General features: G+C 59.6%; 15 protein-coding genes. 4 read left to right on the top strand and 11 right to left on the bottom strand.

Going from position 1 to position 20,610, the window contains the following annotated elements; translation table 11 throughout:
• Positions 1-2: 2 nt before the first annotated feature.
• From tssJ to tssA, 11 genes are read right to left on the bottom strand one after another with little or no spacing between them, the layout of a single operon-like run.
• The gene (gene tssJ, locus Q9290_RS05300; RefSeq protein ID WP_306078598.1) at positions 3-464 is read right to left on the bottom strand and encodes a type VI secretion system lipoprotein TssJ; all 462 of its coding nucleotides are present in this window, start codon (positions 462-464) and stop codon (positions 3-5) included.
• Positions 461-1,750, bottom strand: coding sequence for a type VI secretion system-associated FHA domain protein TagH (gene tagH / locus Q9290_RS05305; RefSeq protein ID WP_306078599.1), 1,290 nt, complete (start codon positions 1,748-1,750; stop codon positions 461-463). Before tagH ends, tssJ begins: the two co-directional genes overlap by 4 nt.
• 14 nt (positions 1,751-1,764) lie before the next feature.
• Positions 1,765-1,890, bottom strand: a complete 126-nt coding sequence (locus Q9290_RS05310) for a hypothetical protein (protein ID WP_306078600.1) — start codon at positions 1,888-1,890, stop codon at positions 1,765-1,767.
• A 1-nt stretch (position 1,891) separates the two neighbouring features.
• Positions 1,892-3,463 (bottom strand): sigma-54 interaction domain-containing protein, encoded by a 1,572-nt coding sequence (locus Q9290_RS05315; protein ID WP_306078601.1) that lies wholly within the window; start codon positions 3,461-3,463, stop codon positions 1,892-1,894.
• A complete protein-coding gene (tssH, locus tag Q9290_RS05320) occupies positions 3,460-6,039 on the bottom strand; it encodes a type VI secretion system ATPase TssH (protein ID WP_306078602.1) in 2,580 nt (859 codons plus the stop codon). The genes Q9290_RS05315 and tssH overlap by 4 nt, the downstream gene beginning before the upstream one ends.
• 4 nt (positions 6,040-6,043) lie before the next feature.
• A complete protein-coding gene (gene tssG, locus Q9290_RS05325) occupies positions 6,044-7,057 on the bottom strand; it encodes a type VI secretion system baseplate subunit TssG (RefSeq protein WP_306078603.1) in 1,014 nt (337 codons plus the stop codon).
• Positions 7,021-8,775 (bottom strand): type VI secretion system baseplate subunit TssF, encoded by a 1,755-nt coding sequence (tssF, locus tag Q9290_RS05330; RefSeq protein WP_306078604.1) that lies wholly within the window; start codon positions 8,773-8,775, stop codon positions 7,021-7,023. Before tssF ends, tssG begins: the two co-directional genes overlap by 37 nt.
• 1 nt (position 8,776) lies before the next feature.
• Positions 8,777-9,181 (bottom strand): type VI secretion system baseplate subunit TssE, encoded by a 405-nt coding sequence (tssE, locus tag Q9290_RS05335; protein ID WP_306078605.1) that lies wholly within the window; start codon positions 9,179-9,181, stop codon positions 8,777-8,779.
• Between the two features lie 3 nt (positions 9,182-9,184).
• A complete protein-coding gene (gene tssC, locus Q9290_RS05340; protein WP_306078606.1) occupies positions 9,185-10,660 on the bottom strand; it encodes a type VI secretion system contractile sheath large subunit in 1,476 nt (491 codons plus the stop codon).
• Positions 10,661-10,681: 21 nt separating this feature from the next.
• Positions 10,682-11,176 (bottom strand): type VI secretion system contractile sheath small subunit, encoded by a 495-nt coding sequence (gene tssB / locus Q9290_RS05345; protein ID WP_306078607.1) that lies wholly within the window; start codon positions 11,174-11,176, stop codon positions 10,682-10,684.
• Between the two features lie 18 nt (positions 11,177-11,194).
• Positions 11,195-12,742 carry a type VI secretion system protein TssA gene (gene tssA / locus Q9290_RS05350; protein WP_306078608.1) on the bottom strand — a complete coding sequence of 516 codons (1,548 nt, stop codon included), beginning with the start codon at positions 12,740-12,742 and terminating at the stop codon, positions 11,195-11,197.
• Between the two features lie 801 nt (positions 12,743-13,543).
• Between tssA and Q9290_RS05355 the strand changes: the two genes are divergently transcribed.
• From Q9290_RS05355 to Q9290_RS05370, 4 genes are read left to right on the top strand one after another with little or no spacing between them, the layout of a single operon-like run.
• A complete protein-coding gene (locus Q9290_RS05355) occupies positions 13,544-15,625 on the top strand; it encodes a type VI secretion system Vgr family protein (protein ID WP_306078609.1) in 2,082 nt (693 codons plus the stop codon).
• Complete coding sequence (locus Q9290_RS05360) at positions 15,622-16,539, top strand: DUF4123 domain-containing protein (RefSeq protein WP_306078610.1); 918 nt, start codon at positions 15,622-15,624, stop codon at positions 16,537-16,539. The genes Q9290_RS05355 and Q9290_RS05360 overlap by 4 nt, the downstream gene beginning before the upstream one ends.
• Positions 16,521-19,802 (top strand): T6SS effector BTH_I2691 family protein, encoded by a 3,282-nt coding sequence (locus tag Q9290_RS05365; RefSeq protein WP_306078611.1) that lies wholly within the window; start codon positions 16,521-16,523, stop codon positions 19,800-19,802. The genes Q9290_RS05360 and Q9290_RS05365 overlap by 19 nt, the downstream gene beginning before the upstream one ends.
• A 1-nt stretch (position 19,803) precedes the next feature.
• Positions 19,804-20,505, top strand: coding sequence for a hypothetical protein (locus tag Q9290_RS05370; protein WP_306078612.1), 702 nt, complete (start codon positions 19,804-19,806; stop codon positions 20,503-20,505).
• Positions 20,506-20,610 lie beyond the last annotated feature (105 nt).

Consider the following 20,610-nt stretch of genomic DNA (forward strand, 5'->3'; position numbering starts at 1 on the left):
GCTTACTCCTTGTCGCCGGGCTGAATGCGCACCAGCTGATCCCGGGTCAGGCCCAGTTCAATTTTATTGTGCCTGCCCGGCGTCAGTGGCAGCAGGTAGCGCCAGTTGTCGCCGTCAAGCTCGCGGTAGGCGGCCACCACACCCACATAGCTGGAGTCGGGGTTCAGCCGCAGGTACAGCTGCACGGTTTCACCGGGGCGCACCGCCAGCGACTCCTGGGCCACCAGATCGGTACCCAGGGTGTCGTCGGCGGCGTCATACAGGGCAAAAAAATCGCCATTGGCAAAAGCCGACGAGGCATTCAGCTCCACCAGCTTGACGATCATGGGTGACGGGCGGTCATTGACGTCCGGGTTCTGATCGTCACTGGCCACCAGGCTCAAATCGAGCAGGGTGTCTCGGGAATGGCTGCTGCAGCCGGCCAGGGCCAGGCACAGGGCGAGAAAAAGCGATGCGCGTATCATGGTGTGTCCTGTCGGTCGAGATTCGGGTTGGCGGTGGCAAGCAGTTGCGCCTGCTCCTCATAGGTGGTGCTGTAATGCCGTGAGAACAGTGACTGGCGCCAGTCCTGGTCATCATTCAGGCTCTGGTGCAGCTGGTGGTAGGCGCGCCAGTAGCGGCCATCCACCCGGCCGAAGCGGGGCTTGCTGATGGTTTGCTCAAACCGGTATACCAGCCGCTCGGGCGACAACTGCTCAATCACCCCGTTAATGGCCGCGCGGGTAGCGGCCAGGCTGGCCACCTGGTGCGCCTGCAGTTCCTGCATGCCCTGGCGCAATGCCTGCTCGCCACTCAGGTAACCGGTGCGGGGCTTGAGCATCAGCTCCATGGCCTGCTGGTAATCGCTGCAAAACTTGAGCGGGTTGTTGCCCTCGCTTTGCACCACCGTCATGTTCAGGCGCATTTCGTTCTTGATGTCGGCCCGGGTGCGCAGCCCCTGCATGGTGCCGGTTACCGCCAGCCGCAACATGCCCCCCAGGCGTGTGAGCAGGTCGGCCCGTTGTCCGGCGGGCACATCGGCCAGCGGCACACCCAGTGCATTGCAAAGGTGCTGCCACTCGCTGTCGGTCAGGGGCTCGGCGGGGTTGGCCGGCGGCGCGGTCACCGTTTCCGGCGGCATTGGCGGCTCGGGCTCGGGCTCGGGCGCACGGGCAAACGCCGGAGGCGGTACCGCATCGGTCATGTGCTCTGCGCTGTCGGCGATGGTGGGCTGGTCGAGCAGGGAGGTGTCCGGTGCAGCAGTGTGCGGCGTGGAGAGGCCCTGGGTGGAAGCGCCCTGCCAGTCGTCGGCCACCGGCTGATGATAGTGCTCCTGCTCTTGCTGCTGGCTCAGGGCCCTGATGGGATCCAGATCGAGAAAGTCGTCGTCGGGAATAATATTGGCATCGGAGCGGGGCTGGCCGGCCACCTCCTGATACAGATCCAGATCCTGGGTCAGGCGGGCCTGCAGCAAATATTCGCCAAACACATACACGGTGCCATGAATCACCGGCACCGGCTGATTGGCGGGCAGGCGTTCACCGCTGGTCTGTATAAAGGTGCCGTTGGTGCTGAGATCGGTCAGGTAGAAACGGCCGTCTTCAAAGGTGACTTCGGCGTGCAAACCGGAAAGATGACGCCGGTCATCGGGCAGGGGCCAGTCGCAGCGCTGGTTGCGGCCAATGGTGCCGCCTGCCTGGCGAAAGGTGTGGGATGAACGCAGATCATGCGGATAATCCGGGGCACCTGTGATGGTAAAAATCAGTTCCATGGCTGAGCTTCCTGTTACTGCTGCTTGATGACTTCGGGTTGTTCCCCGGGGCCGGGCTCACCCAGCGGGCGGTAGTGATCGGTGTTGGTGCAGGCCGACAGCAGCAACAGTGCCGCCAGTGCCGTGGTCAGTAAGGGCATGTCAGATCCTCCAGTCCCGTGCGTTGATATGATGTTTTTTCAGTCGGTAGTTCATGGCGCCTCTGGTCAGCCCCAGCTCCTGGGCGGCCAGCTTCTGGTTACCGTGAAACTGGTGCAGTACTCGCTCCAGCACCTGGCATTCCAGATAGTTGAGACGCTCGTCGAGCTTGCCGGTACCCAGATCCTGGTGCGGACCCGGATCTTCGCTTGGCGGCGTATCAAACAGCTCGGCGGGCAGGTGCCCGGGCTGCAGCTCGGCCTCGTGTCCATGCAGCAACAGGGTGCGTTCAACAATGTTTTTCAGTTCGCGAATATTGCCGGGAAAGTCATGGTTGCCGAGCCGCTCCAGCAGGGCCGGGGTGAACGACGGCATGCGCAGGTGGTTGTGGCGGGCGAACTCGGTGGCAAACTGGTGTGCCAGCGGGCCAATGTCGTCCTTGCGCTCTCTGAGCGGTGGCAGGGCAATGGGAAACTGGGCCAGGCGGTAATACAGATCCCGGCGAAAGCGACCCTGCTCCACCATGTCCGGCAGGTTCTGGTGGGTGGCGGCCACAATGCGTACATCCACGTCAAAGGAGCGGGTATCTCCGAGCGGGCGTACGGTTTTTTCCTGCAATACCCGCAGCAGCTTGGCCTGCAACGACAGCGGCATGTCGCCGATTTCGTCGAGGAACAGGGTGCCGCCCTGAGCGGCGCGGATCAGGCCGTGATGATCCCGCTCGGCGCCGGTAAAGGCGCCGCGCTTGTAACCAAACAGTTCGCTCTCCAGCAATTGCTCGGGAATGCTGGCGCAGTTTTGTACCAGAAAGGCTTGTGAACGCCGCGGGCCGTGATGATGAATGGCCTGGGCCACCAGCTCCTTGCCGGTGCCGGTTTCCCCGGTGATCAGCACACAGCTCTGGTTATGCAGGGTTTTGCTGATCAGCCGGCGCAGTTGCTTCACCGCCTTGCTGTGGCCGGTTAGGCCATAGTTGTGGTTCAGGGGAGCCGGTCGGCCAACGGACACGGACGGCGGGTGCTGGACCTTTTCGGCCAGCCGCTGGTGCAGGTGATATTGTTGCCAGAAGCTGGCGCAGAGTGCCTCAAGGAGCTCTGTATGACGCTGGCGACTGCGGCCATGGCGGCCGATGAGCAGCACTACGCCCTGAGTGTGACCCTTGGTATCGCGCACGGGCAGGGCGGTGAGCATGGAATCGGCGTTCAGGCAGTCTGGAGCGGCCTGTAAAAAATCGAGCCGGAAATGGCCTCCCGACAACGGGTGATCAAGGTGCAGCGGCGTTTGCTGCAACAAACTGGTGCTGAGCAGGCTGTCATGGTGATAATCCGCCTGCTCCTGGTAGTCGGTATTGGCCCGAACGCCACTGGCATCGGCCAGCATATGACGGACCAGCAGGCTGTGGCCCTGATCCAGCAGGTAAATGTCGACCCGATCGCAGTCGGTCAGCTGCTGCACGCCGCCGGCCCACAGCCGCAATACCGACATTGCCGAATCGGTTGCGCACAGGCGGTGAAGCAGCGACAGCGCGGCTTCGGCGCTCACTCGGGCCTGATCTGTACTGGCGACCGGTATCATGCCTCCTCCTGACGCCCGGAATAACACTGAACGCCATCCTGTTCGTGCCAGGTCAGGGTGAGCCTGGAAACCGGCTCGCCGGCAGACTGGGCCGCCAGCAGGGTGTCGGACACCAGCGGCATCAGCAGCTCCCGCAGCAGGTGGTCGATATTGCGGGCGCCGCTGTCGCTGTGGCTGCAGCGCTGGCTGATGGCATCCACCAGGGCCTGGTCGTAGTCCAGTTCAATGCGTCGGTTGTTGAGGCGCTGGCCCAGGCGATCCAGCTTGATGCGCACCAGCTCGCTCATGGTGTTGTCATCAATGGGGAAGTAGGGCACCACCGTCATGCGGGCCAGCAGGGCCGGTTTGAAATGGCGGCTCAGGGTGGGGCGAATGGCTTCAAGCAGCTCGGCCGGACTGGGGCGCGGTTGCTGGCGGCACCGCTGCTCAATGATGTCGGAGCCCAGGTTTGAGGTGAGCAGCAGGGTGCAGTGGCGAAAGTCCACCGCGCGGCCTTCACCGTCGTTGGCGGTGCCCTTGTCAAAGATCTGATAAAACAGATTGAGCACGTCCTTGTCGGCCTTTTCCACTTCGTCGAGCAGCACTACCGAATAGGGGCGCTGGCGCACTGCTTCGGTAAGCATGCCGCCCTCGCCATAGCCCACGTAGCCGGGGGGCGAGCCAATCAGCCGGGATACCGTGTGTTTCTCCTGAAATTCCGACATGTTGATGGTGGTCAGAAAGCGGTCGCCGCCATACAGCAGATCGGCCATGGCCAGGGCGGTTTCGGTTTTGCCCACGCCGCTCGGCCCCACCAGCAAAAACACGCCGTCGGGAGCGTCGGGGCTGGTAATGCCGGTGGCGCTGGCACGTACCGAGCGATCCAGGGCGGCAATGGCGTGTTGCTGGCCGCGAATGCGTTGCTGCATGCGTTCACCAAATTCCAGCACCTGTGCCGAGCGCTGTTCAACCAGATTGCCGACGGGGATGCCGGTCCAGGCGGAGATCACGTCGGCCACCAACCGGCTGCTCACTTCGTAATGCACCAGGCACTGCGCCTGCTGCAGCGCCTCCAGCTCCAGCTGCAGGCGTTCGAGTTTGGCGGTGTCGGTGTCCTGCTCCGGCTCACCGGCCTGCTGCCGGCGCAGCTCCAGCAACTGCTCGGCCAACGCCTTTTGTTGCTGCCACAGCTGCTCGGTGGTGTGTGCCCGGCCGGCCAGTTCGGTGAGTTGTTGCTGCAGCCCGGCCAGCTCGGTTTCGTCCTGAGCCAGGCCGGCATCGTGATCCCGCATTCGGGCACTGAGCTCCCGTTGCAGCTCGGCCTGGCGATAGTGCAGATCCTCCAGTGCGGCGGGGCGGCTGTTCAGGCTGATGCGCACCCGGGCGCAGGCGGTGTCGAGCACGTCCACGGCCTTGTCGGGCAGCTGGCGGCCACTGATGTAGCGGGCCGACAACTCGGCAGCGGCCACCACGGCGTCATCTCGCAGATACACCCCATGGGTTTGCTGATAGCCGGGAGCCAGGCCGCGCAGAATGCTCACCGCCTGGTCCGGGGTGGGCTCCAGCAGTTGCACTGGCTGAAAGCGACGGGCCAGGGCGGGATCTTTCTCAAAGTACTTTTTGTATTCCGACCAGGTGGTGGCGGCAATGGTTCTGAGCTCGCCCCGGGCCAGCGCCGGTTTGAGCAGGTTGGCGGCATCGCTGCCACCGGCCTGGGCACCGGCGCCGATCAGGGTATGGGCTTCATCAATAAACAAAATCACCGGTGTGGATGCCGTTTTTACGCCCTCGATGACCGCCTGCAGCCGGCGCTCGAATTCGCCCTTGACGCTGGCGCCGGCCTGCAGCAGGCCCATGTCGAGAGAGAGGATCTCCACGCCCGCCAATACCGGCGGCACCTCGTCGTTGGCTATCTTGAGCGCCAGTCCTTCGACCACGGCGGTTTTGCCGACACCGGCATCGCCCACCACAATGGGATTGTTTTTGCGTCGGCGGGCCAGAATGTCGATCATCTGGCGAATTTCGCCTTCGCGGCCCAGCACCGGATCGATACCGCCGTCACGGGCCAGTTGCGTGAAGTTACTGGTGAACTGCTGCAGGGCGCCATCACCGGCCGGAGCACGCACTTCCTCCTGGGTATCCAGCAGGCCGTCAAGCAGCCGGCGCAACTGGTCTTTGGGCATGTCGGCCAGCACCGCGTAGCAGGGGCGGTGGGCATGATCCCCGGGGTTGTTGAGCAGGGCCAGCAGCAGGCAGCCTTCCAGCACCTGCTCAAGGCGCAACTCCAGGGTGCTCAGCAAAAAGGCTTCCTGCAGCCATTGCACCAGATCGGCCGAAAACACCGGGCTGTGCTCGCCGGGGGCGGGCCGGCCATCGGCACCGTGCAGGGCTTTCAGCAGGGCGTCACGGCTGAGGCCGAACTGCCGCAGGGCGGCGTTCAGAAAACTCTGTTCATTCTCGGCCAGGCACAGCAGCAGATCCTCAATGAGGATCTCGCGTCCGCCACGGGCCACGCAACGTTCGGCGGCCTGTTCCAGCGCCTGGCGTGCAGGCCGGTCAAGGGCACGCACCAGTTGGTGCAAATCGGCGTTAATCATGAAATCAGCTCCCGGAAATAATAATGGTGCCGTCGGCTCGTTCGCTGCCCAGCCAGGTGGTCCAGCCGAGCCGGCATTCGTTGTTTTCGGCCAGGGCGAGTGCTCTCTTCTCGTTGGGTTTGAGCCCCAGCTTGATGTCGTAATCGAGCGGGTCGCGCAGGGTAAAGCGCACCAGCTCGTTCAGTACCTGGTAATGACTGCCGATGGGTAGCAGATCGTAAAACTGCTGCCAGTCGAGATGACGAATATGAATACGGAACTTGCTGCTGCGATCCCGCACTTCGGTGCCAATCACACAATCCTGGCCCAGGTGGCTGTTGGCCTGCCCCAGCCGGTTCTGCTGGTGTGGCGCTATGGGTACCTGGCGGGTGACACAGGGCTCCAGCTCAATGTCCTGATGCTTCAGGTAATGGCGCAGCACCGACTCGATCAGCGCCGCCGAGTGGGAGCGCTGGCTCAGCAGGCCCAGGTAAGACAGCAGCCGTTGCCACTGCAGCCGGTTGTCGAGCCCGGTCATCTCGTTGCCCAGACCAATGAGCGCGAACATGCGGCGCGAAAAGGTGTCCCGGGCGCCCTGGCGAAAGCTCGCCGGGTAGCGGTATTTTTGATACAGGCTGTACAGCAGCCGGTGCAGCCGGCTGTTGAACAGCTGCAGAAAGTCCCGCGCCGCATCCTGGCTGCTGTCGTCCTGAGCCAGCGGCTCGGTATAAAAGGCGGGCAGGGGCGAGCCGGCGCCCACCAGGCCCATGGGGTTCAATACCAGACGGGCGCGCCAGCGCCCCTGATGCTGATAAAACCGGGCCGACTCCACATCGGCGCCGGCAAAGCCGAACGAGGTGTTGGCCTGAAACTCGATCAGGTTAAAAGCCTGTTCTTCGTTCAGATCCGGATTGCGCGCCATCAGCCAGCGGCAACTCAGCTCCAGCGCCTTGAACAGGCTGTAACGTCTTACGGAGCCGGTAAAGGGGCCTGGTGCCCCCGTTACAGGATGGGCTGTTGTCCCATTCTTGGCGTCCATGTAAAACGGGCTCCGTCTGTGGTGTTGATCGAAAGTTCATGAAAGGCGTTGATGCTGGCGTAAAGCGCAAAAAACTCGTTCAGCACGGCGCCGAACAAATACAGTTCGCCGGGGCCGGAAAAATGCTCGGAAGCCAGGGTCAGCCGGGTGTGAATGCCCCTGACCGGCAGCCCCTGCCACAGCCGGTCGGTGCGCTGGTGATCAATGGCCTTGATCCCGGCCAGCATGTGGCGGGTGCGGCGTGCCGCCGCCTCGTCGAAGGGGGCACAGAAGTCATAGGTTTCCAGCACCACCCGCAGGGCATCGAGGTTGGTGAGGGAAATATAGTTAAGCGACATATTGGAAATCAGCCGCCACAGGCTTTCGCGGTGCATGGGCGGCGGATAACACTTGGTGGCCGGGCGAATGTTTTTAAAATGCGCAAAGCCGGGAGTGGTATCGGTTGATACGCAAATGTCACCGGTATTCAGCTCGCTGGGCAGATCCTGGTTACAGCACAACAGCTCGATGGAAATGGTCTCGGCATGAAGCTCAAGCCCGGGCTGATGAAAACTCAGCCAGGTTTCCAGCTTGCGCGAATCCAGCCCCGGCTTGCGGTGCACACCGTAATAGGGCGTGTTGGTGTAATCGCTGTGTTCAAACGATTCAAAGGGCGAATACTCACGGGCGTTGCGGCCGCCCGGTTGCCAGCCGTGCACGCGTTTAACGCTGACCACGCTGCTGTATTCGGGGGGCAGGGCCGCCGGCAGCAAGCGGTACTGGGTTTGACGGTGATCCATGCGAATGGGCACGGCATCGTGCTCAAACAGGTTGATGGCCGGGGTACAGTACAGCCGGATCTGATCCCGGTGTGGGGTAAACCGTGCCAGTGGCAGCCGGCTCAGTGTCAGCCTGAGCTCCAGCCGGCGACAGGCCTGGTGCGCAGGGCTATTGTGCCGGGTGACATCCAGCCCGCCCACGTCCACGAACATCAGTTTTTCCGGAAAGCAGAAATATTCCTGCAGGTGCCGGTAGCCGCTGAAAGTGTTCAGCGAGTAGGGCAGCAATGCCTGATCGTCATCGAATCCCGCCGGGCTGATGCACTGTTTGCCCAGGGCATACTGGTGCAGCAGCTCGTTCTGTTCATCGAACAGACGCAGCTCGGCCTGCTCCAGGTATTCCAGCAGGCTCAGATACAGGGCCGACGACACCAGCCGGTCTCCCGCCAGGTGCAGGCGCAGGCTGTCGAGCTGCATGTCGGGCAGAGTGGCATGGGGCTCGAGCTGCAGGTGCAGGGTGAGCACGCCGCCGTCACCGGCGGGGGCAAATTCCAGCCGCTCGTGGCGCAAGGGGTACAGTCTGGTGTGGTAACAGGTACGAAAGCGACAGCTCACGCCTTGGCGGGGCTTGCTTTCCACCTCGGTATTTCGGGGCACCCGCTGGGCACTGACAATATCGGTCAGGGGTTCAAACTCCAGCATGGTGAACGCCGGTATGGGCTGCAGGTAATTGGGCCAGAGCAGTTGCAGCAACGAATGGCTGAGCTCGGGCAGTTCGTCGTCCAGGCGCTGGCGCAGGCGGCCGGTCAGAAAGGCAAAGCCTTCCAGCAGCCGCTCCACATCGGGATCCCGGCCTTCGTGGCCCAGAAAGGGGGCCAGCGCCGGATTGCGCTCGGAAAACGCCTTGCCCTGCTCTCGCAGGGCCTGGAGTTCATCCTGAAAATACCGGTTCAGCGACATCTTAATACACCTTGATTTTGCCGCCGCCGCTGAGATCGGCGTCAAAGGCGATGGGAAACCGGCTGCCGTCCACTTCCACGTCGCCGCTGATATGAAAGCGCATTTTCAGCGGCGAGGCGGGGTTGGACTCCGGTACCACCCTGGGTTGATGCAGCCTGGGCTCGTAACGCCTTATCACGGTTTCGATATGGTTACGAACGGTGATCATGGCGTCGTGCAGGCTCAGGTGCACCTGGTTGAGATCCGGCAGGCCGTAGTCAGGCAGGGTCATGACCGAGCCCGCCCGTGTGCCCAGCAGCTTGGCCAGGTGATTGGAAATGGACGCCGCCAGCGCGTCTTCCGCCGGCAGGTTTTCCCTGCCGGCGTGCTCGCCGGTCAAACGTTCAAACAGGCTGCCGGAACGCATTCCTTACTCCTTGTCCAGCTTGCCGACCAGCGACAGGGTGAAATCGGCGCCCATGTATTTGAAGTGAGGGCGAATGGACAGGTTGACCCGGTACCAGCCCGGCTCGCCGCTGACTTCTTCCACCTGCACCCGGGCGGCGCGCAGCGGGCGGCGGCCGCGTACTTCGGCGGGCGGGTTTTCCTGATCGGCCACGTACTGGCGAATCCAGGTGTTGAGCTCGGCTTCCAGATCGGAGCGCTCCTTCCAGCTGCCAATCTGCTCGCGCTGCAGCACCTTGATGTAGTGCGCCAGGCGGCTGACCACAAACAGGTAGGGCAGCTGAGTGCCCAGCTTGTAGTTCAGCTCGGCGGCCTTGCCTTCTTCCGAGATACCAAAGAACTTGGGTTTCTGGGTGGAGTTGGCAGAGAAGAAGGCGGCGTTGTCGGAGCCCTTGCGCATGGTGAGCGAGATAAAGCCTTCTTCGGCCAGCTCGTATTCCTTGCGGTCCGACACCAGCACTTCGGTGGGGATCTTGGTTTCAATCTCGCCCATGCTCTCAAAGTGGTGCAGGGGCAGGTCTTCCACCGCGCCGCCGCTGCGCGGGCCGATAATATTGGGGCACCAGCGGAACTTGGCAAAGCTGTCGGTCAGGCGGCTGGCAAAGGCAAAGGCGGTGTTGCCCCACAGATAGTCCTCGTGAGAATTGGACACGTCTTCCTGATAGACGAAGGTTTTGACCGGGTTGGCTTCCGGATCGTAGGGCTGGCGCAGCAAAAAGCGGGGCAGGGTCAGACCCACGTAGCGGGCGTCTTCCTGCTCGCGAAAGCTCTGCCATTTGGTAAACAGGGGCCCTTCGAAGTGATCTTTCAGATCCTTCATGTCGGGCAGGCCTTCAAAGTTTTCCAGGCCAAAGAACTGCGGGCCGGCGGCACCAATAAAGGGCGCATGAGACATGGCGGCGATGGCGGCCACACTTTGCAGGGTTTTAATGTCCGGGGCCGAGGGGCCGAACTCGTAGTTGGCGATGATGGCGCCTACCGGCTCGCCACCGAACTGGCCGTATTCGGCGGTATAAATGTGTTTGTACAGGCCGCTTTGGGTTATCTCGGGGGCGTCTTCAAAGTCTTCCAGCAGATCGTCTTTTGACGCGTTCAGCAGCTCGATTTTGATGTTTTCCCGAAAGTTGGTGCGATCCACCAGTAACTTGAGCCCGCGCCAGGCCGACTCCATTTTCTGAAACTGCTCATGGTGCAGAATGGCGTCTACCTGCTTGCTCAGACGGGCGTCGATTTCGGTGATCATGCGATCCACCAGCGCCTTTTTCACCGGCTCATTCTGATTGTGGGGCTTGAGCAGCTCCTCGATAAAGGCACCCACGCCGCGCTTGGCAATGCCGTAGGCTTCGTCGTTGGGGTTAAGCCGGGTTTCAGCAATGATCTGCTCGAGAATGCCGGCGTCTTCCGCGGTTTGCTGGCTGTTCAGCTGGGCGGTCTCAGTCATGATTATCCCGTTCCTTGTTGGTTATTGGTGGTCGCCCAGGCCCAGTTCGGCCAGTACCTTTTCGCGGGCGTCGTTGTCCTGCAACACCGATTCAATGGCCTTGCGAAAGGCCGGCGCATTACCCAGCGGCCCCTTGAGCGCTACCAGGGCGTCGCGCAGCTCCATCAGGGCTTTCAGCTCGGGCACCTGCTCCACCACGCTGGCGGGATCAAAGTCCTTGAGTTCACTGAACGACAGATTCACCGGTAACTCGGCGTCGGGATCCGACTCATCCAGGGTGTTGGCTACCGACATGCTCAGCGACAGCTCCTGCTTGGCCAGCACTTCGTTGAAGTTGTTCTTGTCGATGCTGACCGGGCTGCGTTCTTCAATCTGGCGGTCGTCTTCCTGCTGGGTGAAATCGCCCAGCACCATCAGTTTGAGGGGCAGTTCCATTTCTTCCTGGGCGTCACCGGTTGCCGGTTTAAAGGTGACATTGACGCGCTCCTTGGGGGCGACGCTACCTTCTTTAGCCATGAGGCTTCTCCTTCAGGGTTAGTATTCCAGTCCCGCGCAGACATCCAGATCGCACAGGCGCTCGTATACCTCACGGCGCCGGGCGGGGTCGTTGTCTTTTCGCGGCAGTTTGTCGAGGCCGGCCAGCAGCAACTGACACAGTTCAAGCCCGGTATCCGGCTCCCATTGCCAGAGGCGGTGCTGGTCAAATTGCCGGTACAGGGGGGTAAGCAGGGCCACGGCCGCTCCAAATTGCTGGTCGTGCAGGCACAGGCGGGCCATGGCCAGGCGCCATTTGGCGGCATCGCGTCCGGAGCCGGCCTGACGCTCGGCCTGATGCAAGGGCTGCAGAGCAGGGCCCAGCCCCTGCTGGCCAAGTTGTGTCATGGCCTCGTCAATCGTCTGCCGGTGTTGTTCGCTCATGTCGCTGTGGGGCAGGCTCACCGGAGCGGCGCCGGGTGTGGGCCCCGAACCTATCCAGTCCTGTGTGTCGGGGCTGGCAAAAGGGGTGCCGTCGTCAAAGCTCAATGTGAGCAGGGCGGGAAAGGCCCCGGTAAAGTGGCGCACCTGATGGGCCACTTCGTCGGCGGCCGCTTGGCAGTGCAGCCCGTTGAGGCATTGCCAGCTCATGAAATGACCGTCCAGCCAGAACGGCGCCCTGGTCAGGCTGACTTCCAGCTCGTCGAGCAGGGCGGCGAAATCACCCTGTTGCAAACGATCCCGGTAGTGCAGCAGCTTGTTGGCAGGCAGCGGTTTAAGCTGAGTGCGGCCTTCGTTGTCGGCCCCGGGAAGGGCGCTGATGGCGGACCAGGTCAGTACCCGCGACAGGCGAAAGCGGCGCACATCGGACGGATTGTCCTTTTGCCAGAAGCTTGCCAGGCGGCGGGCGGACTCCTGCAACTGACGCAGCAATCTGGCGGCGTCCCGCTCGCTGGCGACCGCCGAGGCCACGGGCTCATTCAGATCAACCGGCACAGTGGGGGCGGCCGGTGTGGCCGGTTTTGCAGACGCCGGTGCAGCGACGTCGGGCGCAGGGGAGGTGGCCGGCATACTGGCCTGCCGTTCTTTTTGTTGCCGGCAGCGCCTTATCAGTGGTGTCAGCTCGTCGACGGGCTCATCCAGCAGAGATGCAAGCGTTTCATCCAGTGCACTCAGGGCGGCTTCCAGGGCGGTAAGCTGTTCGGCCGGGCAGGCGAGCGCTTCATCCTTCAGCTCGGCATCAAGCACGCCGATCAGGCCCTGAATGGCCGCCAGCCGGGCGCGGGATTTACGCGGAAAAAAACCGGACCAGAAGGTGCCGCAAAGCTCAGCCAACAGCACACAGCCACGTTCAAGACCGGCGTTGCCTTCCAGGCACCACCAGGCACGCACCAGCCAGCAGGCCAGGCGCAGATCCTTGGTTTTAGTGGTGAGCAACCCTTGAGTTTGTTCGGCTACCCATTGCCAGTCCGGCTCTTCCCGATGATAGAGATTATTGAGCTTGCCAATCTCCCGCTCGACAAGCTCGAATTCGTCCTCGTAGCGACAATCATCCCCACAAGGCCGTTCACCGGGAATAGGCTTGAGAAGCGCATTCCGCGAGGTCATGTTTTTATCCCGTTATGATTTAGGCCCTACAGCAATAGTGATTACTAACAGTCTGGCTTGAAATTTATCGTGCTCGCATGGCCGTTATGAGAGTTTATATTTTTATTGTTGCCGTGCTTCTGGTGCGGGCAGAATTCTACATATTTGAAGTGAAAAACCAATACCTTATTTAAATTTTAACTTTCCGTATGCTCTGCTTTGCTGCTGTGTGCGGGATTAACAGTAATTTAACGAATAGCTTATTCAGTGGTTCTCGGTGGTTGTTTTCCATTTTTCGCGGGTTTCGTGTTTGATAATCATACATTAATGCATGATCATCATGCATTTCGATGCCGCTTAATTTCACTTGATACTTTAGTCTTACTTTGTTTTTTACTCTTGTTCTGTCGTTACCTTGAAACTTTTTTGGTTATCTGTTTATGTTGTCCGCCGTTACGTGGCTGGTCGTGATTGGAAAAAAAACAGAAGCGAAAAAAACGGGTGAAAAGACAGGTGAATAGTGCGGTTTTATCGCGCCAGTATTATTCATGTTGGTGAGGGCGAGCTGTCACTGCAACTTCTTCGCATGACTGAACGGTAATGACGAAGTCGGTCTTTGTTTGGTGGCATGTTAATTCTTCGCTGCTCCTCCCTGAAGGACATTCATTGCATGTGGTCTTTTACTGAATTAATGGCGGCTATGTCAGTTTTTGGCGCACTTGATTATGATCTGCTTCATATGAGCCCGATTCCATTTCCAGCCATGTAGAATGGCTTTCGGCGAGTCATCGCCCATAACAAAAAACAACGAGCACGATATTCATGAACACAAGCTGGCAAATGCCCGGTGCCAACGCGCACCAGGCCTGGCTGCACCTGGGGGAGCTGGGGGCGCAGTCCGTTTACGAGTGGCAGGGCGATGACGCCCTCAGCCGCTGTTTTTCGCTCTCGGTCACCCTGGTGTGCAGTTCGCCGCTGCCGCCCTTGGGCACCCTGTTGCAACAGCCCGCCGCCCTGGTGCTGCACAGCCCCAAGGGCACCCAGCGGTATGTGCACGGCCTGGTGTTTGAGCTCAGCGAGCTCGACCGCAGCCCCCGCCATCTGCGCTACCAGCTGACGGTGGTGCCGCCATTGGCACTGCTGAACCTGCGCCGGGGCGTGCGTATTTTTCAGGGCCAGAGCGTGCCCGACATTGTCGAGCGCCTGCTCACCGAGGCCGGCCTCGGTGCTGACACTCGGGAATGGCGGCTGAATCGCGACCATGCCCCCCGCGATTACTGCGTGCAGTACAACGAAACCGAGCTGGCCTTTATCGAGCGCCTGCTGGGCGAAGAAGGCATTCACTACCACTTTGTGCACCGGGCCGAAGACACCCTGCTGGTGCTGGCCGATGGCCCCGAAGGCCTGGATACCCTGCCGCCGCTGCCGTTCAAGGCCGACACCGGCATGGCCCATGACACCCATGCCATTACCCGCTTAAGCGCCGGCCCCGGCGTACGCACCGGCAAGGTAAGCCTGCGTGATTACGACTTCACCCGTCCGGCGCTGCCGCTGCAGCCCCACAGCCAGCACCTGCCCGGGCCCGACCATGCCGACGAGCAACCACTGGAAGACTACCGCTGGCCCGGCAGCTTTCTCAGCCAGGCCCGGGGCAAACAGCTCACCGACCTGAGCCTGGCCCGCTACCGCCATGACCAGATGACCGTGACCGGCGCAAGCGACAGCCCGCAACTGATGGCCGGCCACTACCAGCCCCTGAAAGACCACCCCAACCCCGAGCACAACCAGCTGTGGCTGATTACCCAACTCCGTTACCAGGGCAAACAACCCCAGGTGCTGGGGGAGCTGGCCGACGGCCAGAGTGAGTTTCACTGTGAGTTTACCGCCCTGCCCGAAGCCAGTGTGTATCGGCCCCCATGCCCACCCAAACCCCGAGTGCCCGGCCAGCAAAGCGCCATTGTCACCGGCCCGGCCGGGGAAGAGATTTACTGTGATGAATACGGCCGGGTAAAAGTGCAGTTCTACTGGGACCGCCATGGCCTGGGCGATGAAAACACCAGCACCTGGCTCAGGGTAAGCCAGGGCTGGGCCGGCAACGGCTATGGCCAGTTCATGCTCCCCAGAGTGGGCATGGAAGTGCTGGTGAGCTTTATTAACGGTGACCCGGACCGGCCCATTATTACCGGCTGCTTGTATAACGGCGCCAACCGGGTGCCCTATGCGCTGCCCGAGCACAAAACCCGCTCCACCTTTAAAACCGCCTCCAGCCCCGGCAGCGACAACGCCAATGAACTGCGCTTTGAGGACAAGGCCGGCCAGGAGCAGATTTATCTGCATGCGGCCAAGGATTACGACCAGCTCATCGACCACAACAAGAAGACCGAGGTGCTCAACGACCAGCACACCGACACCCACGGCCACCACTATGGCCGCACGCGGGGCGACCACCATCACACGGTAAACGGCCAGCACCACAGCCGCACCGACGGCGACCGGCACGAGCAGGTGGGCGGCAGCCGCCACACCGAGCTGGGCAACCAGGAATTACTGAAAGCAGGCCGGGAAATTCACCTGGCGGCAGGCCAGAAAATGGTGCTGGACGCCGGCACCGAGCTGACTCTGAACGCCGGCGGCAGCATGATCAAACTGGATCCGTCCGGCATTACCCTGCTGGGCCCGGCCATTAACATGAACGCCGGCGGCAGCCCGGGCAAGGGCAGCGGCGTGGCCGCCGTGCTGGCGGGGCTGCCGGTGAATGTTGAGCAGCTGCTTGCCGTTGATAGCAGTGTGCCGCTTGACGCGTCTCCGGCTTATGAGTGGCCGGCAATCAATGTAAAAGCGCAGATCCAGGCCTTGTTGGACGGCAAACCGGTGTGTGCCATTTGCAAGGAGACGGCTTCGTGAATACCCGAACACCCGATGCACTGCAAACATTGCCGCCGAATATCAACTGGCAGGGAACGGCGGCCCTGGTGTTGGATCCGGTCGCTCTGCAACCCCTGTTGCCGCGTATTTACCAGTGGTCGGATAATCCGCAACTGGATTGCCTGTATTTGAATACGCCCTTGCACGATCAGTTGTCTTTATCGCCTTGCGTGGTGTTTTTAACGGACAAAGACGACCCTGTGTTGTCGGGTTTTCTTAGCGAAATTGGGCAGGAGCCGGGCTGGCTGTTGCTGAGCGATGCATCGCCGAATGAGGTAAGCCAGTACTTGCGCAGCCTGTTGCTGGTTGCACCGCCTCACGGCGACCCTGCTTTATTGCGCCTGGCGGATCCGGCGACAGCCCATGTGCTGTTGGGTTATGCCGAGCAACAGGGCAATGCCGACTGGTTTGGTCCTGTTTGTGATGTGTATTGCCCCGATGCTTTGCTGCAACGCTGGCATCACCATTCGGTACCGTCCAAACCCATAGTGGCAAATGAAAGAGCCCATACGCCCCGTCGCCTGAGTGAAGCCGAATGGACGCTGCTGGAGCAGGTGTCGTTTCGCCAGGCGGTGATCAGGGTGGGGCAGCACATGGCGCAGCACTTTCCTGAATATACTCCCGAATTGCAGGGCATGGCACGCACTCAGCACTGGCACCAGCTGGCCGACACCGCCTACCGGCAGGGCTTTTACAGCCGGCAGGAGATTCTGATGTTTGCCAATGTGCATGGCTTTCTAGGCCCGAACGCCCTTGAGGCTCATCCGCAATTACAAATTTTGCTGCAGGATAAAAATGGCGGTACGCCAACGCAGCGTATTAATGAAGCGGCCCGTGTTGCCGCCCGGCTTGCCGACAGCAAGGAGACAGCACCATGCCAGCCCGTTACCTGAACGTTCCACCGGCCGCATTGCCGCTTTCTGGTACCGAGCGCAGCGCGGCAGGGGAGATCCAACAAGCCAGCTCAGGCATTGGGCAGGCATTAAGTTCCATTAAGAGCGACATTGAACGTACCGTGAACCGGGTGCTTGAACCCATTAATGCGGCATTGAACGAACCCCAGGAAGATGTGCGCTCGGCCATCGGTACCTGCCCGTTTGCCGGGCTTGAAATAGGCATAGTGCCTGTACGTTATGCCATAGATGAAATTGCCGACGACAGTGGTGAAACTCTACTGGGTAAACACCCGCTGCCGGAAAACGGCCTGTGGCAACCCCCGCTGCAGCTGGATGCGCCCTATACCCTGCGGCAACTGCGGGATGGCTGGCTGTATGTATATAGCGAACAGGGTAAAACCTTTCACGAATATCAAGTGCAGGGTACCCAGTTCATTAAATATGACTGGTCCGAAGCGGATTTTGGCCAGGATGAACGCGGCCAGCCCGGCGCAAGTAACAGCTGCCTGACTTATCCCGCCCATCATGTGCTGTATATGGCGTTTTCCCATCAGCGTTGGTCCTGGCGGGTGTGCGAACACATGCGTTCCAACATGAACAGCCGCAACAGCAGAATGCGCCGGGTTCCTTTGCCAAAAGCCCGCCGCTGCGATGCGCTGACCCACATGGCGCAAACAGACCAGCTTGGCACTCTGGTGGCCGACATTAATGCCGCCACAGACACCCAGTTTGCATTCAGCTGTACGCCCTTTAATGCAGCAGAACAGAAAGACAGCGATATCAGCTCGGTGGCTGCCAAGCCGGCAGCAGATGCGCCTGACTATACCCAGGGCTTGCCCGATGCCAAAAGTGGTCTGCTGGTGGCCCTGGACGATCCGTTGGCCGATGTGTGTGACCTTTATCTGCAGTTGGCCCCGGAATGGATATCGCTGCAGGAGCTGCAGCAAGAGCACAAGCTGCAGATGATCAACACCACCGAGCAAATGGCACTGCCGTTTATTGACGAAGGCAGCTTGCCTGAGCATCTGCACAATAACACCACCGAGCGGCTGCGTTTTAAGCAACAGGTGATGGAGCATGTGGCCAACTGGCAGGCCTATCGTGAGCACCATGGCTCCGACCACACGGAAATGGTGATGCGCCAACAGAAGGCCGAGCGCCTGCAACAAACCGGACAGGTGCTCATAGACCAGGGCTTTGAGCCCGATGATGCCCAGCTCAGTGAATGGACCGGGCTGCAGCGTTACCAGGACGATATCGACTGGCCCGCCCTTTATGGCTACCTGGCGCAGTTTGAACAGCGGCTGCAACGGGCCCAGCATCAGCTGGTGCGCTGCCACCGTGATTTGCGCCAGGGCTGTGAGCAGCTGGGCGCTAATCCGTTATGGCTGGGGCTGGATAATCATCAGGAAGCGGGGCAGAAATATCTGCACAGTCTGTTCCACGATATTCTGCCCATGCTGACCCTGACCAGCGTTAATGAGCCCCTGAAAAACGAGCTGACCGCCTTGCTGACCAGCAGCGACCCGCACACTCTGCTGGCACTGGCCCCCTATGGTTTTGACCGGGATCTGTATGATGCCGTTACACGGGAAACCGTGGATAACCCCCTGTTCAATCTGGATAACAGCAGCGACACCACGGCGCTTGCCGGACGCCTGGGAGACTGGAACACCATTAAGGGCGACAGCCAGCTGCGCGACAGCGTCTGGTACCGCGGCCTGGTGCCCCGAGTGCAAGGCGTGCTGGAGGCACTGTCTGGTTATATCGCGACAGGAGCCGCGCAGGTAAGAAACCAGATGCTGAGCGCCATTTTTCCTCAGGTCTGGACCGGAGGCCCCGTAGCCGGGCTGCGTTTAATGCTGATGGATGCGTTGGTGGAGCCCGGGTTACAGTTCGAGGCAAACCCGCGATTCGCTTCGGAAATGCAGAATTTTGAAAATCAACATAAGTTGATTACCAAGGATATTCACAACAATAATCGGCCCCATAACCAGCAAAGCACGTCAAGGCACCAAAGAAGTACGGCAGCCCGGCTTAATCAGCAACTTGATGATTTGTATGCCACCAGTGTGCCTCGGCTGATAAAGTTCAAGGCAGAACACCTGAACAGCCATGGCCGCAATGCCGTTGCCGACTATCTGAGCCGCGCCGGTGAGGCCGTTCGCCGGGGCAGCAGTGCCACCCTGCAGGGCCTGAATAATACCATGCCCAACCTGGGGACGGTGGGCGGCGGGGTGGCGCTGGTTAACCTGTGGAACCTGCAGCAGGTGCTGGCCAATGTGACCGAAAACGCCAAAAAGAACGGGAACTGGTATGCCGCCCGTGAAGTGGGCTTTACCGTCAGCTGGACCGGCAACGCCATCGCGGCGCTGTATCAGGGCAATGTGTGGAGTGATTTGGCGAAAAATCATGGGCACTTGCTAAAACGATCCCTCAAAGATGCGGCAAGTATGAATGGCGCAGTAATTCGCTCCTTTGTTAAAACCATGGGCTTTATGTCCGGGCTGGGTCTGGTAGCCGCCGGGCTGGAGGCATTTCATACCTTTCAGATTGCCAATGATCCCAACAGCATTGTCAGTGATGTTGAGAGACGTTTGTATTGGGCTAAAGCTATTACGTTGAGTGGTCAATTTATTATATTTTCAGCTCAGATTTTTAATCTTTTAACTAATGCTGCTTTGGGTGCGGTTTTTGCTCCCTGGATGATAGCGGGCATGTTTGTGCTGGGGGTGCTGTATCTGGGCATCAGCCTGCTGCTGAATCATTATCAGCAAACCGGCCTGGAAAAATGGCTGCGGCAGTCCAGCTGGGGCGTGCAATGCAAAAACTGGAGCGAGCAAGAAGAACTCTTCAAACTGGAGCAGCAAATCTATCAACCCGGCGGGCAAGTGACTGAAAAAAATGGTTATCAGCTGGAGCTGGCCTTTCCCAAATATTTGCACCAGCAGTCCATTGGCCTTGAAGTAGTCCTGACGCCCGAGCAGCCGATTGGTCCCGGGCCGCAGCGCACCATTAACTGCAATATTCAGCAGGGCGACGTGTTTGATGAAGGTAACTATCTGCGCTACCAGCTGGCCCTGCCGGCCATGGGCAGCAAATGGTTCAGCACCCTGGTGCGCGTTACCTATGCGGCCAACCAGGGTCAGCAACAACATGCCTTTACTCTGTCGGGCCGAGGGCTGGATGCACTCAGTACCAAGGTCAAAGAAAGCTTGTCTGTGAACACGAATTTAATACTTGAAACGGAAACAGTCTGATATGAATACTTCAACGGAAGTTGATGAGCAGCAACTGGAAAAAGCAGCGCGGGAACAAGCCATAATAGATGAATTAAAGGAAGCACCTTTAGTTTATGAATGGACTGTTAATGCGCCGCCGTTTAATGTTTTTATCGGTTATTGCATATTTGTGGTGCTTTCATCAGTATCATTTGGTATATGGATGGCATTGGATAAGGAATCATTGATGCCCTTATTAATTTGTTCTGCTTTTGGCTGTATTATGGGTTCTTATTTGAGGTATCTATGTATGCCAAATAAGATTTATCACTATCAACTAACGCCCATCGGTATTCGCTACACCATACAGGACGCCATTCCCGAAACGGCGTATCAGGTGGTCCGTGCCTTCGCCTGGGTAGGGGTGTTTGTGTGTATTATTGCCGTCGGTGTGCTGGGCCCGCTGGCCCTTGTGGGCGCCGGCGGTATGGCATTTCTGGCATTTGGCATGACGAACTTCAGCAGCAAAATTGATGAAGACTGGTTTTACTTTGTAGATGATTATGAGATTAACATTTTAAGAAAAAGTAATGTTTTCTCTATGAAGAACCACCCCATCAAGCTTTATGAGTTTGGTTATGTTTATTGCGAGCCAGGCAAGCTGGATGAAATGCTGAACAGAATTCTGCCTTATCTGAAAAACTACACCATCAAGGAAATAAAAAGCTACCGGGATTTGTGAGGTTGGAGCTAACAAGACGAGTTATTGAAACTGGAGCAGCAAATGGTTCAGCACCCTGGTGCGCGTTACCTATGTGGCCAACCAGGGACAGCAACAACATGCCTT

Source organism: Oceanimonas aquatica (genome assembly GCF_030732065.1).
GTDB lineage: Bacteria > Pseudomonadota > Gammaproteobacteria > Enterobacterales > Aeromonadaceae > Oceanimonas.

What these genes read in the sequence shown, in the direction of transcription:
- Q9290_RS05355 (WP_306078609.1), top strand. Translation starts at nt 13,544, where the DNA reads ATGAACACAAGCTGGCAAATGCCCGGTGCCAACGCGCACCAGGCCTGG.
- tssH (WP_306078602.1), bottom strand. Translation starts at nt 6,039, where the DNA reads ATGATTAACGCCGATTTGCACCAACTGGTGCGTGCCCTTGACCGGCCT.
- tssA (WP_306078608.1), bottom strand. Translation starts at nt 12,742, where the DNA reads ATGACCTCGCGGAATGCGCTTCTCAAGCCTATTCCCGGTGAACGGCCT.
- tssF (WP_306078604.1), bottom strand. Translation starts at nt 8,775, where the DNA reads ATGTCGCTGAACCGGTATTTTCAGGATGAACTCCAGGCCCTGCGAGAG.
- tssB (WP_306078607.1), bottom strand. Translation starts at nt 11,176, where the DNA reads ATGGCTAAAGAAGGTAGCGTCGCCCCCAAGGAGCGCGTCAATGTCACC.
- Q9290_RS05310 (WP_306078600.1), bottom strand. Translation starts at nt 1,890, where the DNA reads ATGCCCTTACTGACCACGGCACTGGCGGCACTGTTGCTGCTGTCGGCC.
- tagH (WP_306078599.1), bottom strand. Translation starts at nt 1,750, where the DNA reads ATGGAACTGATTTTTACCATCACAGGTGCCCCGGATTATCCGCATGAT.
- tssE (WP_306078605.1), bottom strand. Translation starts at nt 9,181, where the DNA reads ATGCGTTCCGGCAGCCTGTTTGAACGTTTGACCGGCGAGCACGCCGGC.
- Q9290_RS05315 (WP_306078601.1), bottom strand. Translation starts at nt 3,463, where the DNA reads ATGATACCGGTCGCCAGTACAGATCAGGCCCGAGTGAGCGCCGAAGCC.
- tssJ (WP_306078598.1), bottom strand. Translation starts at nt 464, where the DNA reads ATGATACGCGCATCGCTTTTTCTCGCCCTGTGCCTGGCCCTGGCCGGC.
- Q9290_RS05365 (WP_306078611.1), top strand. Translation starts at nt 16,521, where the DNA reads ATGCCAGCCCGTTACCTGAACGTTCCACCGGCCGCATTGCCGCTTTCT.
- tssC (WP_306078606.1), bottom strand. Translation starts at nt 10,660, where the DNA reads ATGACTGAGACCGCCCAGCTGAACAGCCAGCAAACCGCGGAAGACGCC.
- tssG (WP_306078603.1), bottom strand. Translation starts at nt 7,057, where the DNA reads ATGGACGCCAAGAATGGGACAACAGCCCATCCTGTAACGGGGGCACCA.
- Q9290_RS05370 (WP_306078612.1), top strand. Translation starts at nt 19,804, where the DNA reads ATGAATACTTCAACGGAAGTTGATGAGCAGCAACTGGAAAAAGCAGCG.